Genomic DNA, 22,192 nt, shown 5'->3' with positions numbered 1-22,192 from the left:
TTTTAACCTTTATCAAATTGTGAAATTTTTGGATCATCGTGACTTAAGAAATTAAAAAGCTTAGCTTCCAAATCTCTAGGGTTCGCACCTTCTGCAATTCCTTTTATGGCTTCAGTGATGACAATTTGCTCTTTTACAAGATCCATTCCGTTAGCTTTCATTTTTCTTCCCCAAGGGGCAAAAAGCGCATAAGCACCAAAAATCCCAGTAACCGTAGCTGTAAAAGCACCTGAAATACCCGCTGCCATTGCCTGAGGATTATCTAGTAATTTAAGAGCTAGAATAAGACCAAAAACCGCACCAACAAGTCCCATAGTAGGGCAAGTTTCTCCAAATACTATCCAATATTCTGCGCATTCTTTATAATGCTCTTCAAGTTGTTCGATTTGTATTTCCATGCTTTCGTGAATTTCTTCAAAGCTTTTACCATCTACAAGCATCATCATAGCATTTTTTAAAAATTCATTTTCAATCTCATTGGTTCTTGATTCTAACGCTAAAAGACCATCTCTTCTTGCAATAATAGCAAATTCTATTAACTGGGCTATCCTTTCAGGTAGATTTACTCCAGAACCTTTAAAGACAACTTTGAGTTCTTTATAAGCTGCTTTTACAATTTTTTTATGTGTAGAAGTCATTGCACAAAATGCAGCCGTTGGCATAACTATAAGAAAGGAAGAAAGATGCACAACATGTAAAGGATTACCACCTTCTAGTATATCTCCTACTGAAATACTAGTAACTGCAAGCACCATTCCCAGTATGGTTGAAAGATCCATTAAATATCTCCTTGATTATTTTAAATCGCCCCAATTTTTGGCGATACTTGAGCTTGTTTTTAATTTTACTTTTAATTTTACTATATTTTCCATAATATCTCTAGTTTTTTTCACAAAATTTTCACATAAATCATCTTTTACTTCAAAAATTAATTCATCGTGAATTTGCAAAATAAGCTTTTTATCTTCATTTAATTCCTTGTTGATTTCTAACATTGCAAGTTTGATTACATCAGCTGCTGAGCCTTGTAAGATTGAATTAATGCTTTCTCTTTCATACATGGCAATTTGCATAGGTTTTGCGTTTTCAAAATCAAAATAACGCTTGCGACCGCTTAAAGTAGTGATAAAACCATTTTGTTTAGCTTTGTTTTTAACTGTTTCAAAATATTTCTTAATACTAGTAAAATTTTCAAAATATTTTTCTATGTAAGATTTGGCTAAATGAGCTTCTATTTTTAAATTTTGACTTAAAGTTTTATAGCCCATGCCATAAATAAGTCCAAAATTTATACTTTTTGCAACACTTCTGGTTTCATAATTGCTTTCTCCAAAAATCATTATAGCTGTTCTTGCATGTATATCTTCATCGTTAGCAAAAGCATTTAAAAGTTTTTCATCTTCGCTAAAATGCGCAAGCATTCTCAGTTCGATTTGAGAATAATCAAGAGAGATAAAACTAAATCCATCTTTAGCTACAAAGCAAGATTTATAATCTTTTGCGTATTGTCCGTGTGCAGGAATATTTTGCAAATTTGGATCTTTAGATGAAAGGCGTCCTGTAGCGGTTCCAGTCTGTAAAAAACTTGAATAAATGCGTGAATTTTTATCTTTTAACGCTAGTTTTAACAAAGGTTCGCAATAAGTGGAATAAAGTTTGGCAAGTTCTCTATAATCTAAAATTTTGGCAATTACAGGATGTTTATCTAAAAGTGCATTTAAAACTTTTTCATCGGTAGAATATCCTGTTTTTCCTTTTTTTCCACTTGGAAGTTTAAGTTTTTCAAAAAGTATATCACCTACTTGTTTAGGTGAGTTTAGGTTAAATCTATCCTCACAAAGAGTATAAATTTCTTCACTTAAATTTTTGATTTCATTTTCAAATTTTTTCATAAGGATTTCAAGTGCATTTGTATCAAGCTTTATGCCATTTTCTTCCATCATCATAATGATTTTAATGAAATCAAATTCGCAGTTTTTAGCAAGTTCTAGCAAAGGAGTTTCAAGATTTTTTAAAAAATAAAGATAAAATCTTAAAGTGATATAAGCATCTTCCGCAGCATATTTGCAAGCTTTTTCAAGCTCTACACTTGCAAAATTTTCTCCTTTTTTAACAAGGCTTTCAAAATGTAAGGTTTCATAATTAAAAAGTCTTAAAGCTAAATCATCCATATTTACTCTTAAAGAAGGATTTTTAAGCCATGCTAAAATCATTGTATCTGCGTATTTTTGAGGTAAATTTAATCCAAAATTGTTTTGAATGATTTTAAAATCATATTTGAGATTGTGTCCTATAACAAAATGATTAAAGATTACTTCTATAGCTTTTTTGGCGCTTTGCAATGAGATTTGCTCACCTACTCCAAGATAGTTATGAGTTAAAGGCACGTAAAAAGCTTCATTTTCACTCATGCAAAAACTAAAACCAACAATTTTTGCTTCTTTTGTATCAAGTCCTGTGGTTTCGGTATCAAAAGCAATAATACTTTCTTTATCAAGGGTATTTAAAATTTCAAAAAGTTTGTTTTCATCTTGTATTAAAGTGGCTTTAAAACCTAAATTTTTATCTTTATTATCAGGATTTTGACGCAGTTTTTTAAGCAAAGTATTAAGTTCGTAATGTTCTAAAATTTCAAGTATTTTTAAAAGAGGTTCTTCATCAGGATAAGTTGCTTTTTCTATAAGATCTTGCACTTCTAAATTTTCATACAAAGAGGCTAATTTTTTGCTTAAAAATGCATTTTCCTTACCCTCTAAAAGCAAATTACGACTTCTTTCGTTGCGTACTAGGGTTAAATTTTCATAAATTCCTTCTATACTACCAAATTCATCAAGTAAGGTTTTAGCCCCTTTTGCACCTATACCTTTAACGCCTGGAATATTATCAGAACTATCTCCGCAAAGAGCTAAAAAATCTCTGATTTGATGAGGTTTTACTCCGTATTTTTCTAAACACGCTGCTTCATCATAGTCGTTTTTAGAAATAGGACTGTAAATGCTTGTTTTACCATCTTTTATGAGTTGATAAAGATCTTTATCTTGAGTGATAATGCGTACAAAAATATCCCTATCTTCACAAGTTCTTACAAAAGAAGCGATGATATCATCGGCTTCATAACCTTCTTGAGAAACGCTTATAAAACCCATTTTTTCTATCATCTCTATGCAAATTGGAATTTGTTCTAGAAGTTCAGGTGGTGGTGGAGTGCGATTTTGTTTATAGTTTGGATCAATTTCGCTACGAAAAGTTTTTCCTTTGGAGTCTAATGCAAAAACAATATAATCACTTTTATGTTCATTTTTTAAGCTATAAATAAAATTTGCAAAACCGCTAATCATTCCACTAGCTTGTCCTTGTGAATTTTTAAAACCTTTTAATGCGTAGTAAAGTCTGAAAAAAAATCCAAAAGTATCGATAATAGTTAAAGTTTTCATAATAATTTCTTCTTTAATAAAATATATTTTTAAGCTGTATTATTTCAAAATTTTGCTTAAAATGTCTACAATTTAAGATCTTTAAGCAAAAACACTGCAATTTTTAGCCATAATTACAAATTATTTATAAAAAAATATATTAAAATATAAGGATAATGTAATGACAAATCAGCAAATTGATGGAATTGCGGATAAGAATTTTAATACACCTGAAGGTAGGAAAGTTTTTAAAAAGGCAGTTTTTTCTTGCTGGTTGGGAACTGCTATGGAATATGCAGATTTTGCACTTTATGGTTTAGCAGCTGCAACAATTTTTTCAGAAGTATTTTTTCCTGAGCAAACTCCAGTAATCGCACTTTTGCTTAGTTTTGTAACTTATGGCATAGGTTTTATTGCAAGACCTATTGGGGCTTTGTTTTTTGGTTATTTAGGTGATAAACATGGAAGAAAAAATGTTATGATGAGTACTGTTGCTTTAATGGGAATTTCAACTACTCTCATAGGTTTTATTCCAAGTTATGCAGTAATTGGTGTTTGGGCGCCTATTTGTTTGGTTATATTACGTTTTATGCAAGGTTTTGGTGCAGGAGCTGAACTTTCAGGTGGAACAGTTATGCTAGGAGAATATGCTCCTAGCAAGAGAAGAGGGCTTGTTTCTTCTGTGATTGCTTTAGGATCAAATAGTGGAACTTTACTTGCGTCTTTTGTGTGGCTTTTGATGGTGCAAATGGATGAGGCAAGTTTTAAAGAATGGGGTTGGAGAGTTCCTTTTATGGGAAGTATTTTAATCGCTCTTTTTGCTGTATATATTCGTTTTCATGTCAAAGAAACCCCTGTTTTTGAAAAGCAAAAAAATGAAATGATGAAATTGCGTCTTAATAACGAAAAGCATATGAAAAAAGATGAAAGAAGTTTTTGGCAAAGAAGTCGTGCTTTTTGGACTATGGTGGGCTTAAGAATAGGTGAAAATGGACCTTCTTATCTTGCGCAAGGTTTTATTGTAGGTTATGTGACTAAAATTTTACTTTTAGACAAATCAGTAGCTACTACAGCAGTGATGATAGCTTCATTGGTGGGTTTTTTGGTTATTCCTTTGGCAGGTTATTTAAGTGATAGATTTGGAAGACGTATTACTTATAGAATGTTTTGTTTACTTTTGATGATTTATGCTTTTCCTGCTTTTATGCTTTTAGATAGTAAAAATGAAATTATTGTGATTTTAACTATTATTGTAGGTATGTCTTTAGCATCTTTAGGGATTTTTGGTGTACAAGCGGCTTGGGGTGTAGAACTTTTTGGGGTAAAAAACCGTTATACAAAAATGGCTTTTGCTAAGGAGCTAGGTTCTATTCTTTCAGGAGGAACAGCGCCTATGGTGGCTTCTGCTTTGCTTGCGTATTATGGCACTTGGTGGCCTATTGCGACATATTTTGTATTAACTGCAGGTATAGGTTTTGTGACTACATTTTTTGCGCCAGAAACTAGAGGTAGAGATTTAAATAAAATAGAAGATGCGATATGAGACTTATCTTAGACACAGATATAGGCAATGCTATTGCAGGAGCAAATACCGATGATGGTTTAGCGCTTGCTTTGATTTTGGCATCTAAAGAAATCAAACTTGAAATGCTAAGCACGGTTTGCGGTAATGTTCCAAGCCTTGTTGCCTATAGTGTGGCTAAGGATTTATTTAAACGTTTAAATTTAAATATTCCTGTTTATTTAGGAGCGAATGAAGCCCTAAAAGAACCAAGTAAAGCTTGGCGTCAAAGACTTGATGAAAGTGTAAAAAATTTTAAACTTGAATATCTTTGGGAAAATATAAAAAGTCCCGAAATTTTAGAAAATATAAATCCTGATGCGATTTTTAAAATGGGTGAGTTGGTGAGTAAAAATCCTAAAGAAATTTCTATTTGTGCGATAGGACCTTTGACAAATATCGCTATGACTATGAAAATTTTTAAAGATTTTGATATAAATCTTAAAGAGCTTTTTATTATGGGCGGTAGTTTTGATATGCCTTATTATACTAAAGATACAAATTTTGGTTTCGATCCTGAGGCGGCTAGTATAGTGTTAAATTCAAGAGCTAAAATTACACTCGTGCCTTATAATGCAACCATGCAGACTTTATTAACACACGAGGATTTAAAAGAGTTGCAAGGTAAGAATATTTTATGTGATTTTATCGTTGAAACTTTAGGTGTTTGGATTGATTATGCTTCTAAAACACGTGGTACAAAGGGAACTTGGATACATGACGCTTTAACGATAGCTTACGCATTAGATTCTAGTATTGCAGATTTTGATGAGTGTTATGCTGATGTTATTTGCGATAGTTCTTTGGCAAGAGGTATGAGTTGGCGTTGTTTTAAAGAGCCAAAAATGAGTATGGGGGTGGATTTAAGCACTAAAAATTGTGTTAAAATTTTAAAAAATGTAGATAATACAAAGCTTTTAAAACTTATAAAAGAGAGGCTTTTAAAAGGAGTTTGCTATGAAAATTATGAAAGCATAACGACTTAATTTTCCAAGTAAGATAAAAAATATAGTTTTTAAAAAAGAATATTTCGCAAAACCAAGTCCCAAGGCAAAAAGATCTCCCACCAAAGGTAAAAAAGTAAAAAAAGCAAATATACTTCCAAATTTAGCAAAATTAGCATTGAAATTTTCTAATTTTTTCAAGGATTTGCTAAAGTATTTTTCTAAAATTTTTTGCTTACCAAGATAAGCCAAGCCATAAGTACTTAAACTTCCTAAGGTATTACCCAAAGTAGCTACGATAAGCACTAAATTTGGATTAAAATCAAGTTTTATAAAGCCTAAAACAAAGGCTTCGCTTGCCAAAGGTAATAGTGTGCTTGAAAGAAAACACACTATAAAAAGTCCTAAATAACTTATATCATTATATAAAAAATCAAACATAAAATTATGATTTTTGTGTATTTTTAAGCTCTAAGTCTAGATAATATCCTGTGTAAGAACGGGTTTTTTTGTGTTCTTTAGCGACTTTTTCCACGCTTCCTGTGCTTATAACTTTTCCACCTTTAACTCCGCCTTCAGGCCCCATATCGATGATATAATCAGCATTTTTAATCACATCCAAATTATGCTCTATTACAAAAACCGAATTTTTAAGATCAACCAAATGTTGTAAAACTAAGATGAGTTTATTGACATCTTCAAAATGCAGTCCTGTTGTAGGTTCATCAAGTATATAAAGCGTTTTTCCTGTATCGCTACGGCTTAGTTCTTTAGCAAGTTTGATTCTTTGTGCTTCACCTCCACTTAAGGTGGTGGCATTTTGTCCTAGGGTTAGATAGTCTAAACCCACTTTTACTAGAGTGTCTAATTTTTGCTTGATTTTAGGAACGGCTGTAAAAAATTCACTCGCTTCTAAAACACTCATATTTAAAATTTCACTGATATTTTTGCCTTTATATTTGATTTCTAGCGTGGCATCATTGTAGCGTTTGCCCTGACAAGTATCACAAACTACCATAACATCAGGTAAAAAATGCATTTCTATTTTGATTTCTCCATCTCCGCTACACTTCTCACATCTTCCACATTTAACATTAAAAGAAAAGCGTCCTGCTTTATAACCACGCATTTTAGCTTCTTTAGTGGCGGCAAAAAGATTTCTGATTTCATCCATAGCACCTGTATAGGTGGCAGGATTTGAACGTGGTGTGCGTCCAATTGGGCTTTGATCAAGATAAATGACTTTATCAAGTTTTTCAAGTCCTTCTATTTGCACCCCACCAAGTTTTTTAACTTTTTTAGCGCGGTTTAATTCCTCTTGTGCAAAAGGAAGTAGGGTTTGAAGTATCAAAGAACTTTTTCCAGAACCTGAAACTCCTGTTATAGCGACTAAATTTTGTAAAGGAAATTTTACGCTTAAATCTTGGATATTGTTAATATTTACATTTTTAAGTTCAAGCCATTCTTTTTGTGCTCTGTTTTGAAGTTGTGAAATTTGTTTTTTACCATTCATATAAAGTGCAGTTTCGCTTTTGCTTTTTAAAAGTTCTTTATAAGTTCCACTAAATACAACCTCACCTCCAAATTTTCCTGCTTTTGGGCCAATATCTACAATAAAATCTGCTTCTTCTATAGTCATTTTATCATGCTCTACGACAATTAGGGTATTGCCCTTTTGTTGTAAATTTCTTAAAGTTTTAATCAGTTTTGCAGTATCTCTTTCATGAAGTCCTATGCTAGGCTCATCTAAGACATACATCACTCCACTTAAACCACTGCCAATTTGTGAAGCTATGCGGATTCTTTGTGCTTCACCCCCACTAATCGTTCTTGCATCGCGCCCTAAGGAAAGATAACCTAGCCCCACATCATACAAGAAAAACAATCTTTCGTTGATTTCTTTTAGGATAGGTTTAGAAATAAGTTTTTGTTGCTCGCTTAAATAGGAAAAATTTTTCTCATCTGCAAAAAAGGCCGTACTATCTTCTATGCTCATATCTAAAATTTCACCCAAGCCTTTTTTGGCTACTTTCACGGCTAAACTTTCGGGTTTTAAACGATGCCCACCGCAGTCTTTACAAATTTTTTCACTCATATATTCGGCTAAATCTTTTTCATCTTTTAGCATTTCATAAGCCATTTTAACCACGCCTTCAAAGGTGCGTTTTAGACGATTTCTTTTCCAAAGAAATTCTATAGTTTTGGCATTACCATACAATACAAGACGTTTTTGTTCTTCGTTTAATTGCATAAAAGGTATTTTGATAGGAATTTCATTTTGTTCGCAAAAGGCGATTAGGAATTTATAATAATAACTTTTGTTAAAACCATACATGATTTTAACAGCACCATTTTCGAGGCTTAAATTTTCATCGATAATTTTTTTCATATCTAAAGTATAACGAATGCCAAGTCCATCACAAGCTTCGCATGCTCCTTTTGGAGAATTAAAAGAAAAGCTTAAAGGTTCAAGTGGAACAAAGGAAATTTTACAATCAAAACAAGCGCAGTGTTCGCTAAAATGATAGTGTTTATTAAGGTTTATTTCCTCATGATTTAAAACTTCTATTTCTATTTCTCCAAAGCTTTCTTGTAAGCCTTTTTCTATATCGCTTGCAAGACGAGAAAGTAAATCTTCTTGAATTTCAAGCCTATCTATGACAAGTTTAATGGTGTGTTTTTTGGTTTTGGCCAGTTCAATTTCTTCATCAAGTCTTACTAAAACTCCATCAATTTGAGCTCTTACATAGCCTTTGTTGCGTAAATTTTCAAGTAAATCTGCATAAGTTCCTTTTTTTTCTCGTATGAGTGGAGCGTAGATGATGATTTTTGCACCTTTTGGAAATTTTAAAATTTCACTGACTATATCACTTGCACTCATAGATGAGATTTTTTGTCCACATTGATGACAATGTTGAATGCCCACTCTTGCATATAAAAGTCTTAGATAATCATAAATTTCAGTGATGGTTCCTACAGTAGAGCGTGGGTTTTTAGAAGTGGTTTTTTGATCTATAGCAATGGCTGGGGTTAAACCTTCGATTTTATCGACATCAGGTTTGCCTACCTTATCTAAAAATTGTCTGGCATAAGCACTTAAACTTTCTATATAACGGCGTTGTCCTTCGGCATAAAGAGTGCCAAAAGCAAGGGTTGATTTTCCACTCCCACTCAGTCCTGTAAAAACAATGAGTTTGTTTTTGGGAATTTCAAGGTGGATATTTTTTAGGTTATTTTCTCTTGCACCAATGATTTTTATGGTATCGTTCATAGTCTTTCCTAAACATTAAATAAATTTAAGATTTTAGCATAATAATATTAAAAGAACTTGGATAAATCCAAGTTAAAAATTTATAAGATTTAGCTTATTAAGTAAAGAGTGGGTGGTTCCAAGTATTGATAAGGCATATACGCAAAGTAAAATTTTTCTATGAGCTGAAATATGCATTTTTTCTATGATTTTAATTCCTATAAAAACTCCAACCATAGAAGCTATACCTACTAGTATTCCTTTATGAATAACTTCAGAGTCTATAACTCCAGAATTTGAAAAAGATATAATACCAGAGACTGAAGCAAAAATAACAAAAAACAAGGATAAAGAAACAACTTTTTTACTATCATAGCCTAAAAAATAAGCTAAAATCGGAGCAATTAAAAGTCCACCACCAATTCCCAAAGAAATAGCAAAAATACCAGTAAAAGCTCCAGCAATAAATAAAATGACATTCTTTACCCAAACGCTTCTTTGATTTTGCACAATGTTTTCTTTAATTCCAAAAGCATATTTGATAAAAAATATACAACTTACCGCCAAAAATACGCTAGTAAGAGCTACATCACTTAAAGCTTTTAAAAGCATTCCGCTAAAGCTTGCCCCTATGAGTCCTCCAAAACCTATCATAATACCATCTTTAAGATTTAGATTTTTTTTCTTATAATTAATATAAGAGCCAAAAACTGCTGCAAAAATCATTTGCAATACTGAAATTCCGATAGCATGGTGAGCACTTGCTCCAAGTGCGAACATAGAAGGAACGATAATCATACCTCCACCAATGCCAAAAAGTCCAGAAGCAATACCTGAAATGATTCCTATGATTAGATAAGGTAAATCTGTGATTTCCATAGCTTTTCCTAAAAAATATTAAATATTTCAAATACGGAATAATTTTATCTTATTAAGCTAAGTATTATCTTAGTTTTTTATAACAATAGAATATTTTTTGGTAACTTTAAGCATCGTAAAAATGTTTCAAAATATTATAAAATATAAAGATTTTATAATATCTATTTTAAATTTAAAGCAAAATTTATATTTATTGATTAAAATTAATTTAGACTTTAAAAATTTTCATAAAAGTCTTAATTTTTGAAATATTTTATAAGAAAGGTAAAAGATGAGTGAAAATGATTTTTTTAGTAATTCTTTGATTTTAAAACTTACACATACTCTTCGCTCTTGGCGTTTCTAAACTTCTTTTTATCTAAATTTTTTCTTTAATATTATTTTAATTTATTTTTTAAAAAAAGGTTTATTATGTTTGTTAAAAATGTAAATTTTTATTACAGACAAATCCTTGAAAAATTTGAAAATTCTTATTTTGCAGAGGATTTGACTAAGGTAATTATAGGGATTGATTGTGATTATTTAGATGCTAATGAATTATCATTTAGCGAGTTTAAGGCAAAATATTATGAAGCTTTAAGCAAGAATAAAATTTGTGACTTTGCTGGATTTTTTGGAGTTTTTAGTGCGAATTTTGTATCTTTGTTTGAAAAAATTCCACTTTCTTCTAAGAAAAATTATGATTTTCCTTTATTTTTATTTGCCAATGCTAAAGCTTATTTGATTTATGAGAAAAATAGCAAAATGTTTTTTAAATTTGGCGCTTCAAAATATTTTGAATATTTAAAAGATGATATTGAGCCAATAAAAACGAAACAAAAAAATGATTTTGAAATTTTAAACTCTTTAGAAGATGAGAAAAATGATTTTTTAAAAATGTGTGAAAAAGCTAAAGAATATCTTTTAAGTGGAGATATTTTTCAAGTGGTCTTAAGTAAGCAACTTTGCATCAAGCATCAAGTAAATGCTTTTGACTATTATGAGAGTTTAAGTACTTTAAATCCAAGTGCTTATATGTTTTATTTTCCAAGCAAATATGGTGTTGTTTTGGGTTCTTCTCCAGAGTTTTTATTAAAAATTAAAAAAAGAGAGATTTATTTAGCCCCTATTGCAGGAACTAGAAATTTGGAAAATAACTGTGATCTTTTAGCTTTAGAAAAAGATCTTTTAAGTGATGAAAAAGAACTTAGTGAACATAAGATGCTTGTAGATTTAGCAAGAAATGATGCTTCTAAATTTGGCACTCAAACAAGAGTGGAAAATCTTTTTTCTATTATTAAAAATAAATTTGTAATGCACATAGTGAGTGAAGTGTATGCCAATATGAAAGAAGATGCGAGTATTTTCGATGTGATTGAGGCAGTTTTTCCAGCGGGAACTTTAAGCGGAGCTCCTAAAATAAGAGCTTTAGAGATCATTAGTGAGCTTGAGGATTGCGATCGTGGAGTTTATGGTGGTGCGGTAGGATTTTTAAATTTTAACGAAGACATAACTTTAGCGATTTTAATTCGTTGCGCTTTTTTTACTCAAGATAAGGCTTATTTGGCAAGTGGGGCGGGTATTGTTTTGCAAAGTGAGAGTCAAAAAGAATATGCAGAAATTTGTGCTAAACGTAGGGCGCTTTTGGTAGCTTTTGAAAATTTAAAAAAGGAAAATCAATGATACTTTTAATTGATAATTATGATTCTTTTGTTTTTAATGTTAAAAGCATGTTAGAGCAACTCAGCAATGATGAAATTTTAGTAAGAAGAAATGATGAAATTTCTCTGAGTGAAATTAAAAATTTAAATCCTACTCATATTATTTTAAGTCCTGGTCCAAAGCATCCAAGTCAAAGTGGGATTTGTCTTGAAATTTTTAAAGCAAGGCTTAATATCCCTGTTTTGGGCATTTGCTTAGGACATCAAGCTTTAGCTTTAGCTTTTGATTCTTTAGTGGTTAAGATGCAAGAGCCTATGCATGCAAAAAATTCTTTGATAAAACAATGCAAGGAAAATGAATTATTTTCTAATTTACCTTTAAATTTTAGCGTGATGCGTTATCATTCTTTAGAGGTTAAACAGCTTAGTGATGAGCTTGAAATTTTAGCCCTTGATGAAAAGGGTGTGATTATGGCTTTGGGACATAAAAATTTACCTTATTATGGTGTGCAATTTCATCCTGAAAGCTATTTTAGTGAATATGGCTTACAACTTTTTTCTAATTTTTTAAAACAAGATATAAAAAAATCACAAAAACAAGAAAATCCTTTAAGTTTTTATTTGCAAAAAATGAGTGAAAATCATTTTTTACAAAGCGATGATTTTGAGCAAATTTGTAAGATTATTATGTCTAAAGATTATGAAATTTTGCAAGTGGCGGCTTTGTTGATTTTAATCACTGAAAAGTCTTTAAACGAAAAATCTTTAAGTGCTTTTGTAAGACAAATTTTAAGATATTCTCAAACTTTTAGTGATGAGAGTGAGATGATTGATATTTGTGGAACGGGTGGAGATGGTTTTAAAAGTATCAATGTTTCTACGACTAGTGCTTTTATTTTAGCAGCTTTAGGAGTAAAAGTAGCCAAACACGGAAATCGTGCCATTTCAAGTTCTAGTGGAAGTACAGATGTGTTAGAAGCTTTAAGTATAACTACTCCAAATACTTTAGAATCAGTTTTAAAACAACTAAATAATCAAGGGCTTAGTTTTTTACATGCTCCATTTTTTCATCCTTTAGTAGGAGAACTTAAAGAGATCAGATCAAGACTTGGAGTAAGAACGGTTTTTAATGTTTTAGGTCCTTTATTGCACCCTAATTTAAAGTTAAAATATCAACTTATGGGAAATTATCACGCACCTGTGCATAGGCTTTTGATAGAGGTTTTAAAAAATTTAGGACGCAAAAAAGCTTTAGTGGTAAGAGGAAATGATGGTATGGATGAGCTTAGTATTTGCGATGAAAGTAAAATTTATGAGCTTTGTGAAGGAGAAATTTTAGAGTATTCTATCTGTCCTGAACAATTTGGTTTTAAAAGAGCTTTTCATAGTGAAATCATAGGATCTAGTGCATATGACAACGCTAAAGATTTAAAAGATATTTTAAGCGGTAGAATGCAAGGGGCAAAATTTGATTTGGTAGTTTTAAATGCTATGTTTGCACTTTATACAGCCAATAAAGCAAGTTCGCCTTTAGTGGCTAAAGATATGATTTTAGAAGCCATTTATTCAGGTAAGGTTATAGAATATTTTAAGGAGTATCAAGCTTATGCTAAAGCTTAAAATTTGTGGTATTAAAGATGAAAAAAATGCCAAAGATTTAGCTTTTTTAAATATTGATTTTTTTGGATTTATTTTTGCTAAAAGTCCAAGAAGAGTGAGTTTAGAACAAGCAAGAAATTTAAGTGCAATTTTTCATGAAAAAGATAAAAAAGTTGTCGGTGTTTTTGTAGATGAAAATTTGGAACAAATTTTAAGATGTATTAAAGAAGCTAAGCTTGATGGGATACAAATTTATCGCACTATTACCAAAGAAGAATTTGAAATTTTAAAGGTGCAAAATGTTTTTGTTTGGCAGGTGATTAGTGTGGAAAATAGTTTAGATTTAAAAAGTGAAATTTTTGCTAATTTAGTACTTTTTGATGCTAAGGGAATTTTAAAGGGCGGTAATGGAATAAGTTTTGATTGGACTTTATTAGGTTCTTATACTAAAGATTTTATATTAGCTGGAGGCATAGGTTTGGATAATGTTCATAAGGCTGTACAAACGGGAGCTAAAATTTTAGATCTTAATTCAAAACTTGAAGATGAAAAAGGCTTAAAAGATATCAACAAAATAAAACAAATTTTAAAGGAGTTGAAAAAATGAAAAAAGCGTATTATGGGGATTTTGGTGGGCAGTTTTTGCCTGAAAGTGCAATGTTTGCTTTAAATGAGCTAGAAGGTGCTTTTTTGAAATTTTCTAAAGATAAACTCTTTAAAAAAGAATTAAACGAGCTTTTAAAAACTTATGTAGGGCGTCCTACTCCACTTTATTTTGCTAGAAATTTAAGCAAAAAATATCAGCATGAAATTTATTTAAAACGCGAGGATTTAAATCATACCGGAGCACATAAAATCAATAATGCCATCGCTCAAGCCCTTTTAGCAAAAAAAATGGGAAAGAAAAAAATCATAGCAGAAACAGGAGCAGGTCAACACGGGCTTGCAACAGCCACTGCAGCAGCACTTTTAGGACTTGAATGTGAAATTTATATGGGGGCAACCGATGTGCAAAGACAGGCTTTAAATGTTTATAAAATGGAGCTTTTGGGTGCTAAAATTCATGCAGTACAAAGTGGGCTTAAAACTCTAAAAGAAGCTACTACTGCGGCTATTCAAGCTTGGGTTGGAGATATTAAAAATATTTTTTATGTGGTTGGAAGTGCGGTAGGTCCTTATCCTTATCCTAAAATGGTAATGCATTTTCAAAGTATTATAGGAAAAGAATGCAAAATGCAACTTCAAAAACTCAATAAAAAAGTAGATTATATTATCGCAGCTGTTGGGGGTGGAAGCAATGCAGCTGGGATTTTTTATGATTTTATCAAAGATGAAAATGTTAAACTTATAGGTATTGAAGCAGGGGGGCTTGGCATTGATACGCCTTATCATGCAGCGACTTTAAATAAGGGAAAAACAGGCATTATTCACGGTATGAAAACCAAGGTTTTACAAGATGATTTAGGCAATATCTTGCCTGTACATAGTGTTTCTGCAGGGCTTGATTATCCAGGAATTGGTCCTTTGCATGCTTTTTTATTTGAAAGCAAAAGAGCGCAATATCATGCTATAAGTGATGAAGAATGTATGCAGGCTTTAAAATTACTTTGTAAAGAAGAAGGTATTATTGCAGCGATTGAAAGTTCGCATGCTTTGGCATTTTTAGAAAAACTTTGTCCAACTTTAAAAAAGAAAAGCGTGATAGTAGTAAATCTTTCAGGCAGGGGAGATAAAGATATGCAAATGATTAGAGATTATAAAAAAGGGGTGATTTATGGTTGATTTTAGAAAATTTTATAAAGAAAATGCAAATGTGGCTTATACGGTTTTAGGTTATCCAAATCTTCAAACAAGTGAAGCTTTTTTGCAAAGATTGGATCAAAGCCCTATTGATATTTTAGAACTTGGTGTTGCTTATAGTGATCCTATTGCCGATGGTGAGATTATTGCAGATGCGGCAAAAATAGCTCTTGATCAAGGCGTGGATATTCATAGTGTTTTTGAGCTTTTAGCTAGGATAAAAACTAAAAAAGCTTTGGTTTTTATGGTTTATTATAATTTAATTTTTTCTTATGGCTTGGAAAAATTTGTGAAAAAAGCAAAATCTTTAGGGATTTGTGCTTTGATTGTGCCTGAATTGAGTTTTGAAGAAAGTGATGATTTAATTAAAGAGTGTGAAAGATATAATATAGCTTTAATTACACTTGTAAGTGTTACAACCCCTAAAGAAAGGGTTAAAAAGTTAGTAAAACATGCTAAAGGTTTTATTTATTTATTAGCAAGCATAGGTATTACAGGTACGAAAAGTGTCGAAGAAGCAATCTTACAAGATAAAGTAAAAGAAATCAGATCTTTTACAAATTTGCCTATTTTTGTAGGCTTTGGCATTCAAAATAATCAAGATGTAAAAAGAATGAGAAAAGTTGCTGATGGAGTGATTGTGGGAACTAGCATAGTAAAGTGTTTTAAACAAGGAAATTTGGATATAATAATGAAAGATATTGAAGAAATTTTCAAAAAATAAAATTTTAAAACATATTTTTATTTTATATTTACTATAATTTTAAATTAAGTTTTTTATAAAGGTGGTAGCTATGTTAAAGATTCTTGAGTATTCCATCACTCATTTTTGCGAGCATATCTTAAGACTTCGCATTGAAGCAGCTCAAGATATAAGCGGTGAACTTTATGGAGCGAGTATTCCTATCATGGGCAAAAGCGAAGGAGAATGTAATTTTTATTTATTTTTTCCAAAAGAATTTTTAAAAAAAATTGCAGAAATTTTAATTAATGATGAAAAATTTAAAGAAGATGACTGGTGCGATTTAACTAAAGAATGTGCCAATCAGATTATAGGTTATGCTAAAAATTTGTTAAATGATGCCAAGGGTGATGACGAGTATAAACTCGGAATTCCGGAATATTTAGGAAAAGTTGATTTTTCTGAAATAGTTCTAGATGAAGCTTTAACTTATAAATTTGAAAATTGTTATTTTAGAATAGGATATTGCAAATAATGAGCGATGATATAGAGTTTAACATTCATCATGGGCTTTTACAATCTTATGAAGATATCTTAGATATTACAGTAGATTTTGTAAGCGAGCTTGGAACTACAAATATGAGTGTAGCGGAGCTTTTAAAACTTGAAGTAGGTTCGGTTATTGATCTTGAAAAGCCTGCTGGAGAAAGCGTTGAGCTTTATATCAATAAAAGAATTTTTGGCAAAGGCGAGGTTATGGTTTATGAAAAAAATCTCGCTATAAGAATTAATGAAATTTTGGATTCTAAGACTGTGCTTCAATACTTTAAAAAAGAAATTTAAATGAGATTGCTAGTATTATTTTTTTTAATTTTACCTTTATATAGTGTTGAGCTGATTAGTTTTAATATCTACGATAGAAATGATCGAGTAGATTTAATGCTTTCTTTTGATAATGCCTATAATGGCAAGATTTCTCAAAAAAAAGAAAAAAATTTAACTCTTTTAACTTTTAGTGATTTAACGTATTCTAAAGATGAATTAAAAGAACTTAACTCTCAACTTGTAGATAAAATTAGTATTAGTTCTAAAAATAATAATACCTATATTATGCTACAAAACAAACAAAATATTAATTTAGAACTTAGCTCTATCAATGATAAATTTGGAGTAAGGATACGAGCTATAGAGCAAGGAAAAGCAAATATCGAATCTGTACCTACAACTACTGCGAATAATTCTCAAGAATTAATGCCTAAACCAAAAAGTACAAGTTTAGAAGGGTATGATTATACAAATTATATCTTAGTAATGCTGATTTTAGTTATTTTGTTAATAGTGCTTTGGTGGTTTAAAAAGACTATGGTTTATAAAAATAACAATGTTTCTAGAGATTTTACTATGATTTTCCAAAGATTTTTAGATAAAAATAATCAACTTGTTGTTTTTGATCACGCTAATAAACGTTATACAATGATAATAGGTAATTCCAATGTGCTTTTAGAAAGTGTTGAAATTCCAGAGGAACAAATAATAAAACATACAGAAAAAACAGAGAAAAATTTTGATTCTTTTTTTGAAGAGAATAAAAAAAGAATTCAAAATCTTATAGAGCAGCGTCAAAAAGGTAAAAAATCTTAAATTTTTTGATTGATTGCTAATGCTATGGTAGCTGGTTTTGCAATTTTTTTGAGCTCATCTTTGGGTAAATTAAGAATTTTGTTTTCTTGATATATATAAAGAGTATTGTTTGCAAAAGCAAAATCAATCTTATCTTCATTTGTGCTTAAAGTTTTAGCTAGGCACAAAATAAAATTAAGCCATGAAATGGTATGAATATTGGGTAAAAGTTGTTTATAGGGTTCAAGATTATAAGGGTTAACTTTTTTTCCATTAAGCTTAATAATGCTAGCAATTAAAGCTTTTTCTTTATGTGAAAATCCATAATTTAATCCACCTAGTACAAAATGAGCAGAGTGTTCATTAGCAAAATAGAAATTTAAATATTCTCCAATATGGCATAATTTAGCAGCATTTAGTAAAGTATGCTTATAGTTATCGTTAAGTTTATGAAGATTTTTAAGGGTTGTAAAAATTTGCAGAGCAAAATGTGGAGTTTTATTTTTTTGTTTTGATTGTAAAAATTTATCTTGTAAACATTTTAAACTAGGATTAAAATTTGGTGGAAAAGTGATTTTAGGACGAAGTAAATCTTGCAAATAAACTCCTTCTCTGATTCCAACCCCACTCGTGATAACTTGTTTGGCTTTTATTTTTTCCGCAATCTTTAAAAAAATAAATATACCCTCTTTAATGGTATCAAAACGATCCTTTTTTATGCCAAAATTGATTAAAGAGTCTAAGTTTGAATTAAAAATTTTTAAAATATGCCCTTTTTCTTCATCTAGCATATAGCGAAAATCATGTAAATTTTTCAGTGGATAGGAATTTTTTTGCATGATGGAATTAGATATTGCTCTTAAGCTTCCACCTATTGCAATAAGGTTTTGATTGCAAAATTCTTTAGGAATTTGTTCTAAAATTGGTTTTATAAATTCTTCTAAAGAATCCATTTTTCCAGTATCATAGAACAATTCTTTTAGCCTAACAGTGCCAATATCAAGAGATATGCAAGAAATAATTCTATTATTTTTTATTAAACACAATTCACTAGAACCACCACCTATGTCTAAAGTGGTTCCATCTTTAAAAGGACTTAATAAATTTAGAGCTGCAAGACCACCTAAGTAACTTTCGCTTTTTCCATCTATACAGCGTATATTTAAAGACAGATTATCTTTGATTCTTTTAATGAAATTTTTTGAATTTGGGGCATCTCTTAAGGCTGATGTGCCTACTATAAATATTTTTTTGCACTTATGCTTTAAAGCGCATTGTTTGAAAAAAGCTAAGGCATCTTCGGCTCTTTGCATGGCTTCTTCTTGGAGAATTTTGCCATTATTATAAGCATTTTCTCCAAGTCTTACTTTGCGTTTGTATTCGCAAGTTGTATAAAAACCATATCTAGAAGTTTTTTCAAAAATCACCATTCTAATGGAGTTTGAGCCAAGATCAACAACGGCTGTTTTTTTTGCCATTAAAATTCTCTATCTCTATGTTTGAGTTTTAATTCTTCTATAGTTTCTACATTATCAGGATCAGGAATGATACATTCATATGGGCAAGCAACAATACAGGCAGGCTCTGAAAAATCATTAACGCACTCTGAACAAAGATCAGGGTCTATTACATAAATTGGACTATTTTCATAAATAGCTTCATCAGGACATTCTTCTCTGCAAGCATCACAACATACGCAGTCTTTTGTAATTAAAAGAGACATCATAACCTTTCAAAAATTTAAAAAATAATTTTAGTTTATACAATAACCAAACTTAAATAAAATATAAAAATAGAAATAAAGATAAATTTTTTGCACCGAAGGTGCAAAATTGTTAAGATTTTTTAGGGAAGCAGAAACGGTATCCTCTACGACGAACTGTTTCTATGGTAGATATATTTAATGGTTTATCCATTTTTTGACGAATTTGATTGATAGCTACTTCGATAACATTTGGAGTTACTAGCTCAGGTTCTTCCCAGATGGCATCTAAAAGTTGTTCTTTGGATACAATTTGATCCGAATGTCTTGCTAAGTGCGTTAAAACTTCAAAAGGTTTTCCTTTAAGTTCTATATCTTGACCTTTATAAGTAATTTTTTCCTCATCTGGATCAATAACTAAGTCTTCAATTTTAATAACATTGGTTCCGCCAAGTCTTAGTCTTGCTTCAATTCTTGCGAGTAGAATATCAAAATCTAAAGGTTTTTTAACAAAATCATCAGCTCCAGCTTTCAAAGCTTTGATTTCTGTTTCTTTGTCTGTTTTTGAAGACATAATCATAACCGAAGTTCTTGGAGATTTATGCTTAATAGTGTTAACAAGTTCCGCTCCATCTCCATCAGGTAAAGTCCAGTTTGCTAAAACTAAATCATAATGTCTAATGCCGATAAAGTATTCTCCATCTTTAAAATTTTCAGAAGAATCAGTTTGATAACCAAATTCATTAAGATTGTCTATAATTGTTTTATTTAGGCTAATCTCATCTTCTATAACTAAAATTCTCATTTGTTCTATCCTTATTAAGAAAAATTTAAAGAATTATATCATAGCTTAAGTAAATGTTTAGATATCTTTAAAAAAAAATTAATATTTTTTTTTCAATTTAACCCCAACTGTAGCATTTTTTATTATATGGGGTTTGAAAATTTTTATGTTAAGATTGGTTAAATTAGGAAAATCTTTTTTTAAATTTAAGCTTACAAAGTCTAAAGACTCTTCAAGGGTGTAAAATTGTTCTTTTTTATACCATGTTTTAATTTTGGTAATTACCTCTGCATAATTTAAAAATTCATTTGCTTTAGCTTTAAGCTTGATAATAATTTTTTGTTTTTTTCTTCTTTCGAAATCTAATATACCAATGATACACTTAAAGTGAAATTTTATTTTTATATGACTTTGCATTCTTCTTTAAAAATCAATCTTTTAATATTAGGTAGATGTTTATATACTATAATAAAAGCGATAATGAAAACGGGTGCATGTGTATGAATTTCTAAGTCATAATTAAATATAAAAGAACTTATAACAAAAGCAAGTAACGCTGCTAAAGAAGCTAGCGAAGATATTTTAAAAATTTTTCCAATAACTACCCACACAATAAATGCTGTAAGCACTTCCAATGGAAGTAAAACTATCATAGCGCCTGCTCCTGTTGCTATGCCTTTCCCTCCTTCAAATAACAAGTAAATTGAAAAACAGTGTCCAAAAATAGCCAAAACTGCGACGCTCCAAAGCAAAGCTTGATCATAATGAAGAAATTTCAAGATTAGTAAAGGAATAGCTGCTTTTGCAAAATCTAAAATTATTGTAGCAATGGCAAGTTTTTTTGCTAGTTTGGGATTTTTTTCTTTTACTACTCTTAAAACATTGGTTGCTCCTATACTTTTTGAACCTTCTTTTTTGATATCAGTTTTAGCAAAAAATTTAGCTAGGATTAGCCCAAAAGGGATTGAACCTAAAAGATATATAAAAGCGTAAATTATTAAATTTTCCATAATATCCTTTTCAAATCATCTTAAAATTTTAAGATTTATAACTAAAAATTATATCTTATGAAAATAAATAAACAAAAAATAATTTTTAAGATAAAAATAGTATTAATTAATTGTAAATATTTTTTAATAATATTTATTTTTATTTAAGCTCTAAATGATTATTATTTTATTTTAATTTATCTTTAATAGGAGTTTATAAATGAAAGTAAAATCATTGCTAATCGCATCCTTAGTTGCTTTTTCAAGCTTAAATGCTGCAAGTCTTATAGATGAAGCTAAAAATTCAGGTCTTGTTGCCTTACCAAAAGATCAAAAAGGCGTTGATGAAATTTTAAAACAAAATGGAGTAAAGGCTAGTGAATTTACTCTTGAAAAAGCAGAGCTTGGCAAAAAGCTCTATTTTGAACCACGTCTTTCAAAAAGTGGTATCATTTCTTGTAATACCTGTCATAATGTAGGACTTGGTGGAACAGATGGAATCAGTACTGCAATAGGTCATAAATGGACAGCAAATCCTCATCATTTAAATTCACCAACAGTTTATAATGCAGTTTTAAATAATACTCAATTTTGGGATGGTCGTGCAGGAACATTAGCCGATCAAGCTAAAGGTCCAATCCAAGCTGATCCTGAAATGGCAACTCCTGCTAAACTTGCAGTAGAAAAAATTTCATCTTTGCCTGAATATGTGAGTGAGTTTAAAAAAATCTATGGTAAAAGCGGTGTAAATTTTGACAATATTGCTGATGCAATTGCAAATTTTGAAAGAACTTTGATCACTCCATCTCGTTTTGATAAATTTTTAGAAGGCGATGAAAAAGCTTTAACAAAAGAAGAACAAAAAGGCTTAAAGCTTTTTATAGATAAAGGTTGTGTAGCTTGTCATAATGGTGTGAATTTAGGTGGCAATATGCAAGCGTTTGAAGTTGCTGGTAAATATAAATTTGCAAATTTAGGTGATTTTAAAGGTGATGCAAATGGCATGGTAAAAACTCCAACTTTAAGAAATGTTGCTGAAACTGCTCCATATTTTCATAATGGTGCGATTTGGAATTTAAAAGATGCTATTAAGGAAATGGGTAGTGTGCAACTTGGCATTAAAATTTCTGATAAAGAAGCAAAAAGTATTGAAACTTTCTTAAAATCTTTAACAGGAACAAAACCAGCAATTGTTTATCCACAACTTCCTATTTCTACTGAAAAAACTCCTAAACCTGAACTATAAGGTTCCAAACAAGCTCTAATTTTAGAGCTTGTTTAAATTTCTTTATCTTAGCTTTGTTATAATTGTCTTTAAATTTTGCTAGA

Annotated in this window: 22 protein-coding genes; 12 read left to right on the top strand and 10 right to left on the bottom strand. The window is 30.5% G+C overall.

The window, feature by feature from the left end; all coding sequences use genetic code 11:
* Window positions 1-2: 2 nt before the first annotated feature.
* Window positions 3-779, bottom strand: a complete 777-nt coding sequence (gene motA / locus AJN64_RS07765) for a flagellar motor stator protein MotA (protein WP_070292852.1) — start codon at window positions 777-779, stop codon at window positions 3-5.
* Between the two features lie 15 nt (window positions 780-794).
* Window positions 795-3,434: a DNA polymerase I gene (gene polA, locus AJN64_RS07760; RefSeq protein WP_002854726.1), complete on the bottom strand. Its 2,640-nt coding sequence runs from the start codon at window positions 3,432-3,434 to the stop codon at window positions 795-797.
* Window positions 3,435-3,594: 160 nt separating this feature from the next.
* Between polA and AJN64_RS07755 the strand changes: the two genes are divergently transcribed.
* Together AJN64_RS07755 and AJN64_RS07750 are read left to right on the top strand one after the other, a co-directional pair.
* Entirely contained in the window at window positions 3,595-4,956 is a 1,362-nt protein-coding gene (locus AJN64_RS07755) for an MFS transporter (protein WP_002866652.1), read from the top strand.
* Window positions 4,953-5,960: a nucleoside hydrolase gene (locus AJN64_RS07750; protein WP_002866651.1), complete on the top strand. Its 1,008-nt coding sequence runs from the start codon at window positions 4,953-4,955 to the stop codon at window positions 5,958-5,960. Before AJN64_RS07755 ends, AJN64_RS07750 begins: the two co-directional genes overlap by 4 nt.
* On the opposite strand, the gene AJN64_RS07745 is transcribed toward AJN64_RS07750, so the two are convergent.
* From AJN64_RS07745 to AJN64_RS07735, 3 genes are all read right to left on the bottom strand, one after another.
* A complete protein-coding gene (locus tag AJN64_RS07745) occupies window positions 5,916-6,359 on the bottom strand; it encodes a YqaA family protein (protein ID WP_002866650.1) in 444 nt (147 codons plus the stop codon). The two genes, AJN64_RS07750 and AJN64_RS07745, sit on opposite strands and share 45 nt — an antisense overlap.
* A 4-nt stretch (window positions 6,360-6,363) precedes the next feature.
* Window positions 6,364-9,189 (bottom strand): excinuclease ABC subunit UvrA, encoded by a 2,826-nt coding sequence (gene uvrA, locus AJN64_RS07740; RefSeq protein ID WP_002876915.1) that lies wholly within the window; start codon window positions 9,187-9,189, stop codon window positions 6,364-6,366.
* Window positions 9,190-9,261: 72 nt separating this feature from the next.
* Window positions 9,262-10,047: a sulfite exporter TauE/SafE family protein gene (locus AJN64_RS07735; RefSeq protein ID WP_002854334.1), complete on the bottom strand. Its 786-nt coding sequence runs from the start codon at window positions 10,045-10,047 to the stop codon at window positions 9,262-9,264.
* A gap of 121 nt (window positions 10,048-10,168) precedes the next feature.
* Here AJN64_RS07735 and AJN64_RS07730 point away from each other — a divergent pair, with 121 nt between their 5' ends.
* The 9 genes from AJN64_RS07730 to AJN64_RS07690 all read left to right on the top strand — a co-directional run bounded on the left by AJN64_RS07730 (window position 10,169) and on the right by AJN64_RS07690 (window position 17,409).
* Window positions 10,169-10,294 carry a hypothetical protein gene (locus AJN64_RS07730; RefSeq protein ID WP_002866648.1) on the top strand — a complete coding sequence of 42 codons (126 nt, stop codon included), beginning with the start codon at window positions 10,169-10,171 and terminating at the stop codon, window positions 10,292-10,294.
* A 164-nt stretch (window positions 10,295-10,458) separates the two neighbouring features.
* Window positions 10,459-11,709, top strand: a complete 1,251-nt coding sequence (locus tag AJN64_RS07725) for an anthranilate synthase component I family protein (protein ID WP_002866647.1) — start codon at window positions 10,459-10,461, stop codon at window positions 11,707-11,709.
* Window positions 11,706-13,307, top strand: coding sequence for an anthranilate phosphoribosyltransferase (gene trpD / locus AJN64_RS07720; RefSeq protein ID WP_052785448.1), 1,602 nt, complete (start codon window positions 11,706-11,708; stop codon window positions 13,305-13,307). Before AJN64_RS07725 ends, trpD begins: the two co-directional genes overlap by 4 nt.
* Window positions 13,294-13,893: a phosphoribosylanthranilate isomerase gene (locus AJN64_RS07715; RefSeq protein WP_002866645.1), complete on the top strand. Its 600-nt coding sequence runs from the start codon at window positions 13,294-13,296 to the stop codon at window positions 13,891-13,893. Before trpD ends, AJN64_RS07715 begins: the two co-directional genes overlap by 14 nt.
* The gene (trpB, locus tag AJN64_RS07710) at window positions 13,890-15,068 is read left to right on the top strand and encodes a tryptophan synthase subunit beta (protein WP_002854204.1); all 1,179 of its coding nucleotides are present in this window, start codon (window positions 13,890-13,892) and stop codon (window positions 15,066-15,068) included. The genes AJN64_RS07715 and trpB overlap by 4 nt, the downstream gene beginning before the upstream one ends.
* Window positions 15,061-15,810, top strand: coding sequence for a tryptophan synthase subunit alpha (trpA, locus tag AJN64_RS07705; protein ID WP_002854645.1), 750 nt, complete (start codon window positions 15,061-15,063; stop codon window positions 15,808-15,810). Before trpB ends, trpA begins: the two co-directional genes overlap by 8 nt.
* A gap of 70 nt (window positions 15,811-15,880) precedes the next feature.
* Entirely contained in the window at window positions 15,881-16,303 is a 423-nt protein-coding gene (locus AJN64_RS07700; RefSeq protein ID WP_002854524.1) for a chemotaxis protein CheX, read from the top strand.
* Window positions 16,303-16,611 (top strand): flagellar motor switch protein FliN, encoded by a 309-nt coding sequence (gene fliN / locus AJN64_RS07695; protein WP_002824739.1) that lies wholly within the window; start codon window positions 16,303-16,305, stop codon window positions 16,609-16,611. The genes AJN64_RS07700 and fliN overlap by 1 nt, the downstream gene beginning before the upstream one ends.
* Window positions 16,612-17,409 (top strand): hypothetical protein, encoded by a 798-nt coding sequence (locus AJN64_RS07690; RefSeq protein WP_002876919.1) that lies wholly within the window; start codon window positions 16,612-16,614, stop codon window positions 17,407-17,409. It begins immediately after the preceding gene.
* Here the strand turns inward: AJN64_RS07690 and AJN64_RS07685 are convergent.
* The 5 genes from AJN64_RS07685 to plsY form a co-directional block, all read right to left on the bottom strand.
* Window positions 17,406-18,866: a Ppx/GppA phosphatase family protein gene (locus AJN64_RS07685; RefSeq protein WP_002866641.1), complete on the bottom strand. Its 1,461-nt coding sequence runs from the start codon at window positions 18,864-18,866 to the stop codon at window positions 17,406-17,408. The two genes, AJN64_RS07690 and AJN64_RS07685, sit on opposite strands and share 4 nt — an antisense overlap.
* Window positions 18,866-19,111 carry a YfhL family 4Fe-4S dicluster ferredoxin gene (locus tag AJN64_RS07680; RefSeq protein ID WP_002854647.1) on the bottom strand — a complete coding sequence of 82 codons (246 nt, stop codon included), beginning with the start codon at window positions 19,109-19,111 and terminating at the stop codon, window positions 18,866-18,868. Before AJN64_RS07680 ends, AJN64_RS07685 begins: the two co-directional genes overlap by 1 nt.
* A gap of 112 nt (window positions 19,112-19,223) precedes the next feature.
* On the bottom strand, window positions 19,224-19,895 hold the full coding sequence (hsrA, locus tag AJN64_RS07675; protein ID WP_002857553.1) for a homeostatic response regulator transcription factor HsrA: 672 nt from the start codon (window positions 19,893-19,895) through the stop codon (window positions 19,224-19,226).
* A gap of 78 nt (window positions 19,896-19,973) precedes the next feature.
* Window positions 19,974-20,291: a dihydroneopterin aldolase gene (locus AJN64_RS07670; RefSeq protein ID WP_070292851.1), complete on the bottom strand. Its 318-nt coding sequence runs from the start codon at window positions 20,289-20,291 to the stop codon at window positions 19,974-19,976.
* Window positions 20,276-20,884: a glycerol-3-phosphate 1-O-acyltransferase PlsY gene (plsY, locus tag AJN64_RS07665; RefSeq protein WP_002860289.1), complete on the bottom strand. Its 609-nt coding sequence runs from the start codon at window positions 20,882-20,884 to the stop codon at window positions 20,276-20,278. The genes AJN64_RS07670 and plsY overlap by 16 nt, the downstream gene beginning before the upstream one ends.
* A 199-nt stretch (window positions 20,885-21,083) precedes the next feature.
* Here plsY and AJN64_RS07660 point away from each other — a divergent pair, with 199 nt between their 5' ends.
* Window positions 21,084-22,109, top strand: a complete 1,026-nt coding sequence (locus AJN64_RS07660; protein ID WP_002857587.1) for a cytochrome-c peroxidase — start codon at window positions 21,084-21,086, stop codon at window positions 22,107-22,109.
* Window positions 22,110-22,192: the final 83 nt, after the last annotated feature.

Origin of the sequence: Campylobacter sp. BCW_4332 (assembly GCF_001763175.1) — a bacterium.
GTDB classification, from domain to species: domain Bacteria; phylum Campylobacterota; class Campylobacteria; order Campylobacterales; family Campylobacteraceae; genus Campylobacter_D; species Campylobacter_D jejuni.
This window is presented reverse-complemented; position numbering and strand designations above follow the sequence as displayed.

Excerpts from the sequence above, each read along its gene's own strand:
- motA (WP_070292852.1), bottom strand. The coding sequence starts at position 779 with ATGGATCTTTCAACCATACTGGGAATGGTGCTTGCAGTTACTAGTATT.
- polA (WP_002854726.1), bottom strand. The coding sequence starts at position 3,434 with ATGAAAACTTTAACTATTATCGATACTTTTGGATTTTTTTTCAGACTT.
- AJN64_RS07755 (WP_002866652.1), top strand. The coding sequence starts at position 3,595 with ATGACAAATCAGCAAATTGATGGAATTGCGGATAAGAATTTTAATACA.
- AJN64_RS07750 (WP_002866651.1), top strand. The coding sequence starts at position 4,953 with ATGAGACTTATCTTAGACACAGATATAGGCAATGCTATTGCAGGAGCA.
- AJN64_RS07745 (WP_002866650.1), bottom strand. The coding sequence starts at position 6,359 with ATGTTTGATTTTTTATATAATGATATAAGTTATTTAGGACTTTTTATA.
- uvrA (WP_002876915.1), bottom strand. The coding sequence starts at position 9,189 with ATGAACGATACCATAAAAATCATTGGTGCAAGAGAAAATAACCTAAAA.
- AJN64_RS07735 (WP_002854334.1), bottom strand. The coding sequence starts at position 10,047 with ATGGAAATCACAGATTTACCTTATCTAATCATAGGAATCATTTCAGGT.
- AJN64_RS07730 (WP_002866648.1), top strand. The coding sequence starts at position 10,169 with ATGTTTCAAAATATTATAAAATATAAAGATTTTATAATATCTATTTTA.
- AJN64_RS07725 (WP_002866647.1), top strand. The coding sequence starts at position 10,459 with ATGTTTGTTAAAAATGTAAATTTTTATTACAGACAAATCCTTGAAAAA.
- trpD (WP_052785448.1), top strand. The coding sequence starts at position 11,706 with ATGATACTTTTAATTGATAATTATGATTCTTTTGTTTTTAATGTTAAA.
- AJN64_RS07715 (WP_002866645.1), top strand. The coding sequence starts at position 13,294 with ATGCTAAAGCTTAAAATTTGTGGTATTAAAGATGAAAAAAATGCCAAA.
- trpB (WP_002854204.1), top strand. The coding sequence starts at position 13,890 with ATGAAAAAAGCGTATTATGGGGATTTTGGTGGGCAGTTTTTGCCTGAA.
- trpA (WP_002854645.1), top strand. The coding sequence starts at position 15,061 with ATGGTTGATTTTAGAAAATTTTATAAAGAAAATGCAAATGTGGCTTAT.
- AJN64_RS07700 (WP_002854524.1), top strand. The coding sequence starts at position 15,881 with ATGTTAAAGATTCTTGAGTATTCCATCACTCATTTTTGCGAGCATATC.
- fliN (WP_002824739.1), top strand. The coding sequence starts at position 16,303 with ATGAGCGATGATATAGAGTTTAACATTCATCATGGGCTTTTACAATCT.
- AJN64_RS07690 (WP_002876919.1), top strand. The coding sequence starts at position 16,612 with ATGAGATTGCTAGTATTATTTTTTTTAATTTTACCTTTATATAGTGTT.
- AJN64_RS07685 (WP_002866641.1), bottom strand. The coding sequence starts at position 18,866 with ATGGCAAAAAAAACAGCCGTTGTTGATCTTGGCTCAAACTCCATTAGA.
- AJN64_RS07680 (WP_002854647.1), bottom strand. The coding sequence starts at position 19,111 with ATGTCTCTTTTAATTACAAAAGACTGCGTATGTTGTGATGCTTGCAGA.
- hsrA (WP_002857553.1), bottom strand. The coding sequence starts at position 19,895 with ATGAGAATTTTAGTTATAGAAGATGAGATTAGCCTAAATAAAACAATT.
- AJN64_RS07670 (WP_070292851.1), bottom strand. The coding sequence starts at position 20,291 with ATGCAAAGTCATATAAAAATAAAATTTCACTTTAAGTGTATCATTGGT.
- plsY (WP_002860289.1), bottom strand. The coding sequence starts at position 20,884 with ATGGAAAATTTAATAATTTACGCTTTTATATATCTTTTAGGTTCAATC.
- AJN64_RS07660 (WP_002857587.1), top strand. The coding sequence starts at position 21,084 with ATGAAAGTAAAATCATTGCTAATCGCATCCTTAGTTGCTTTTTCAAGC.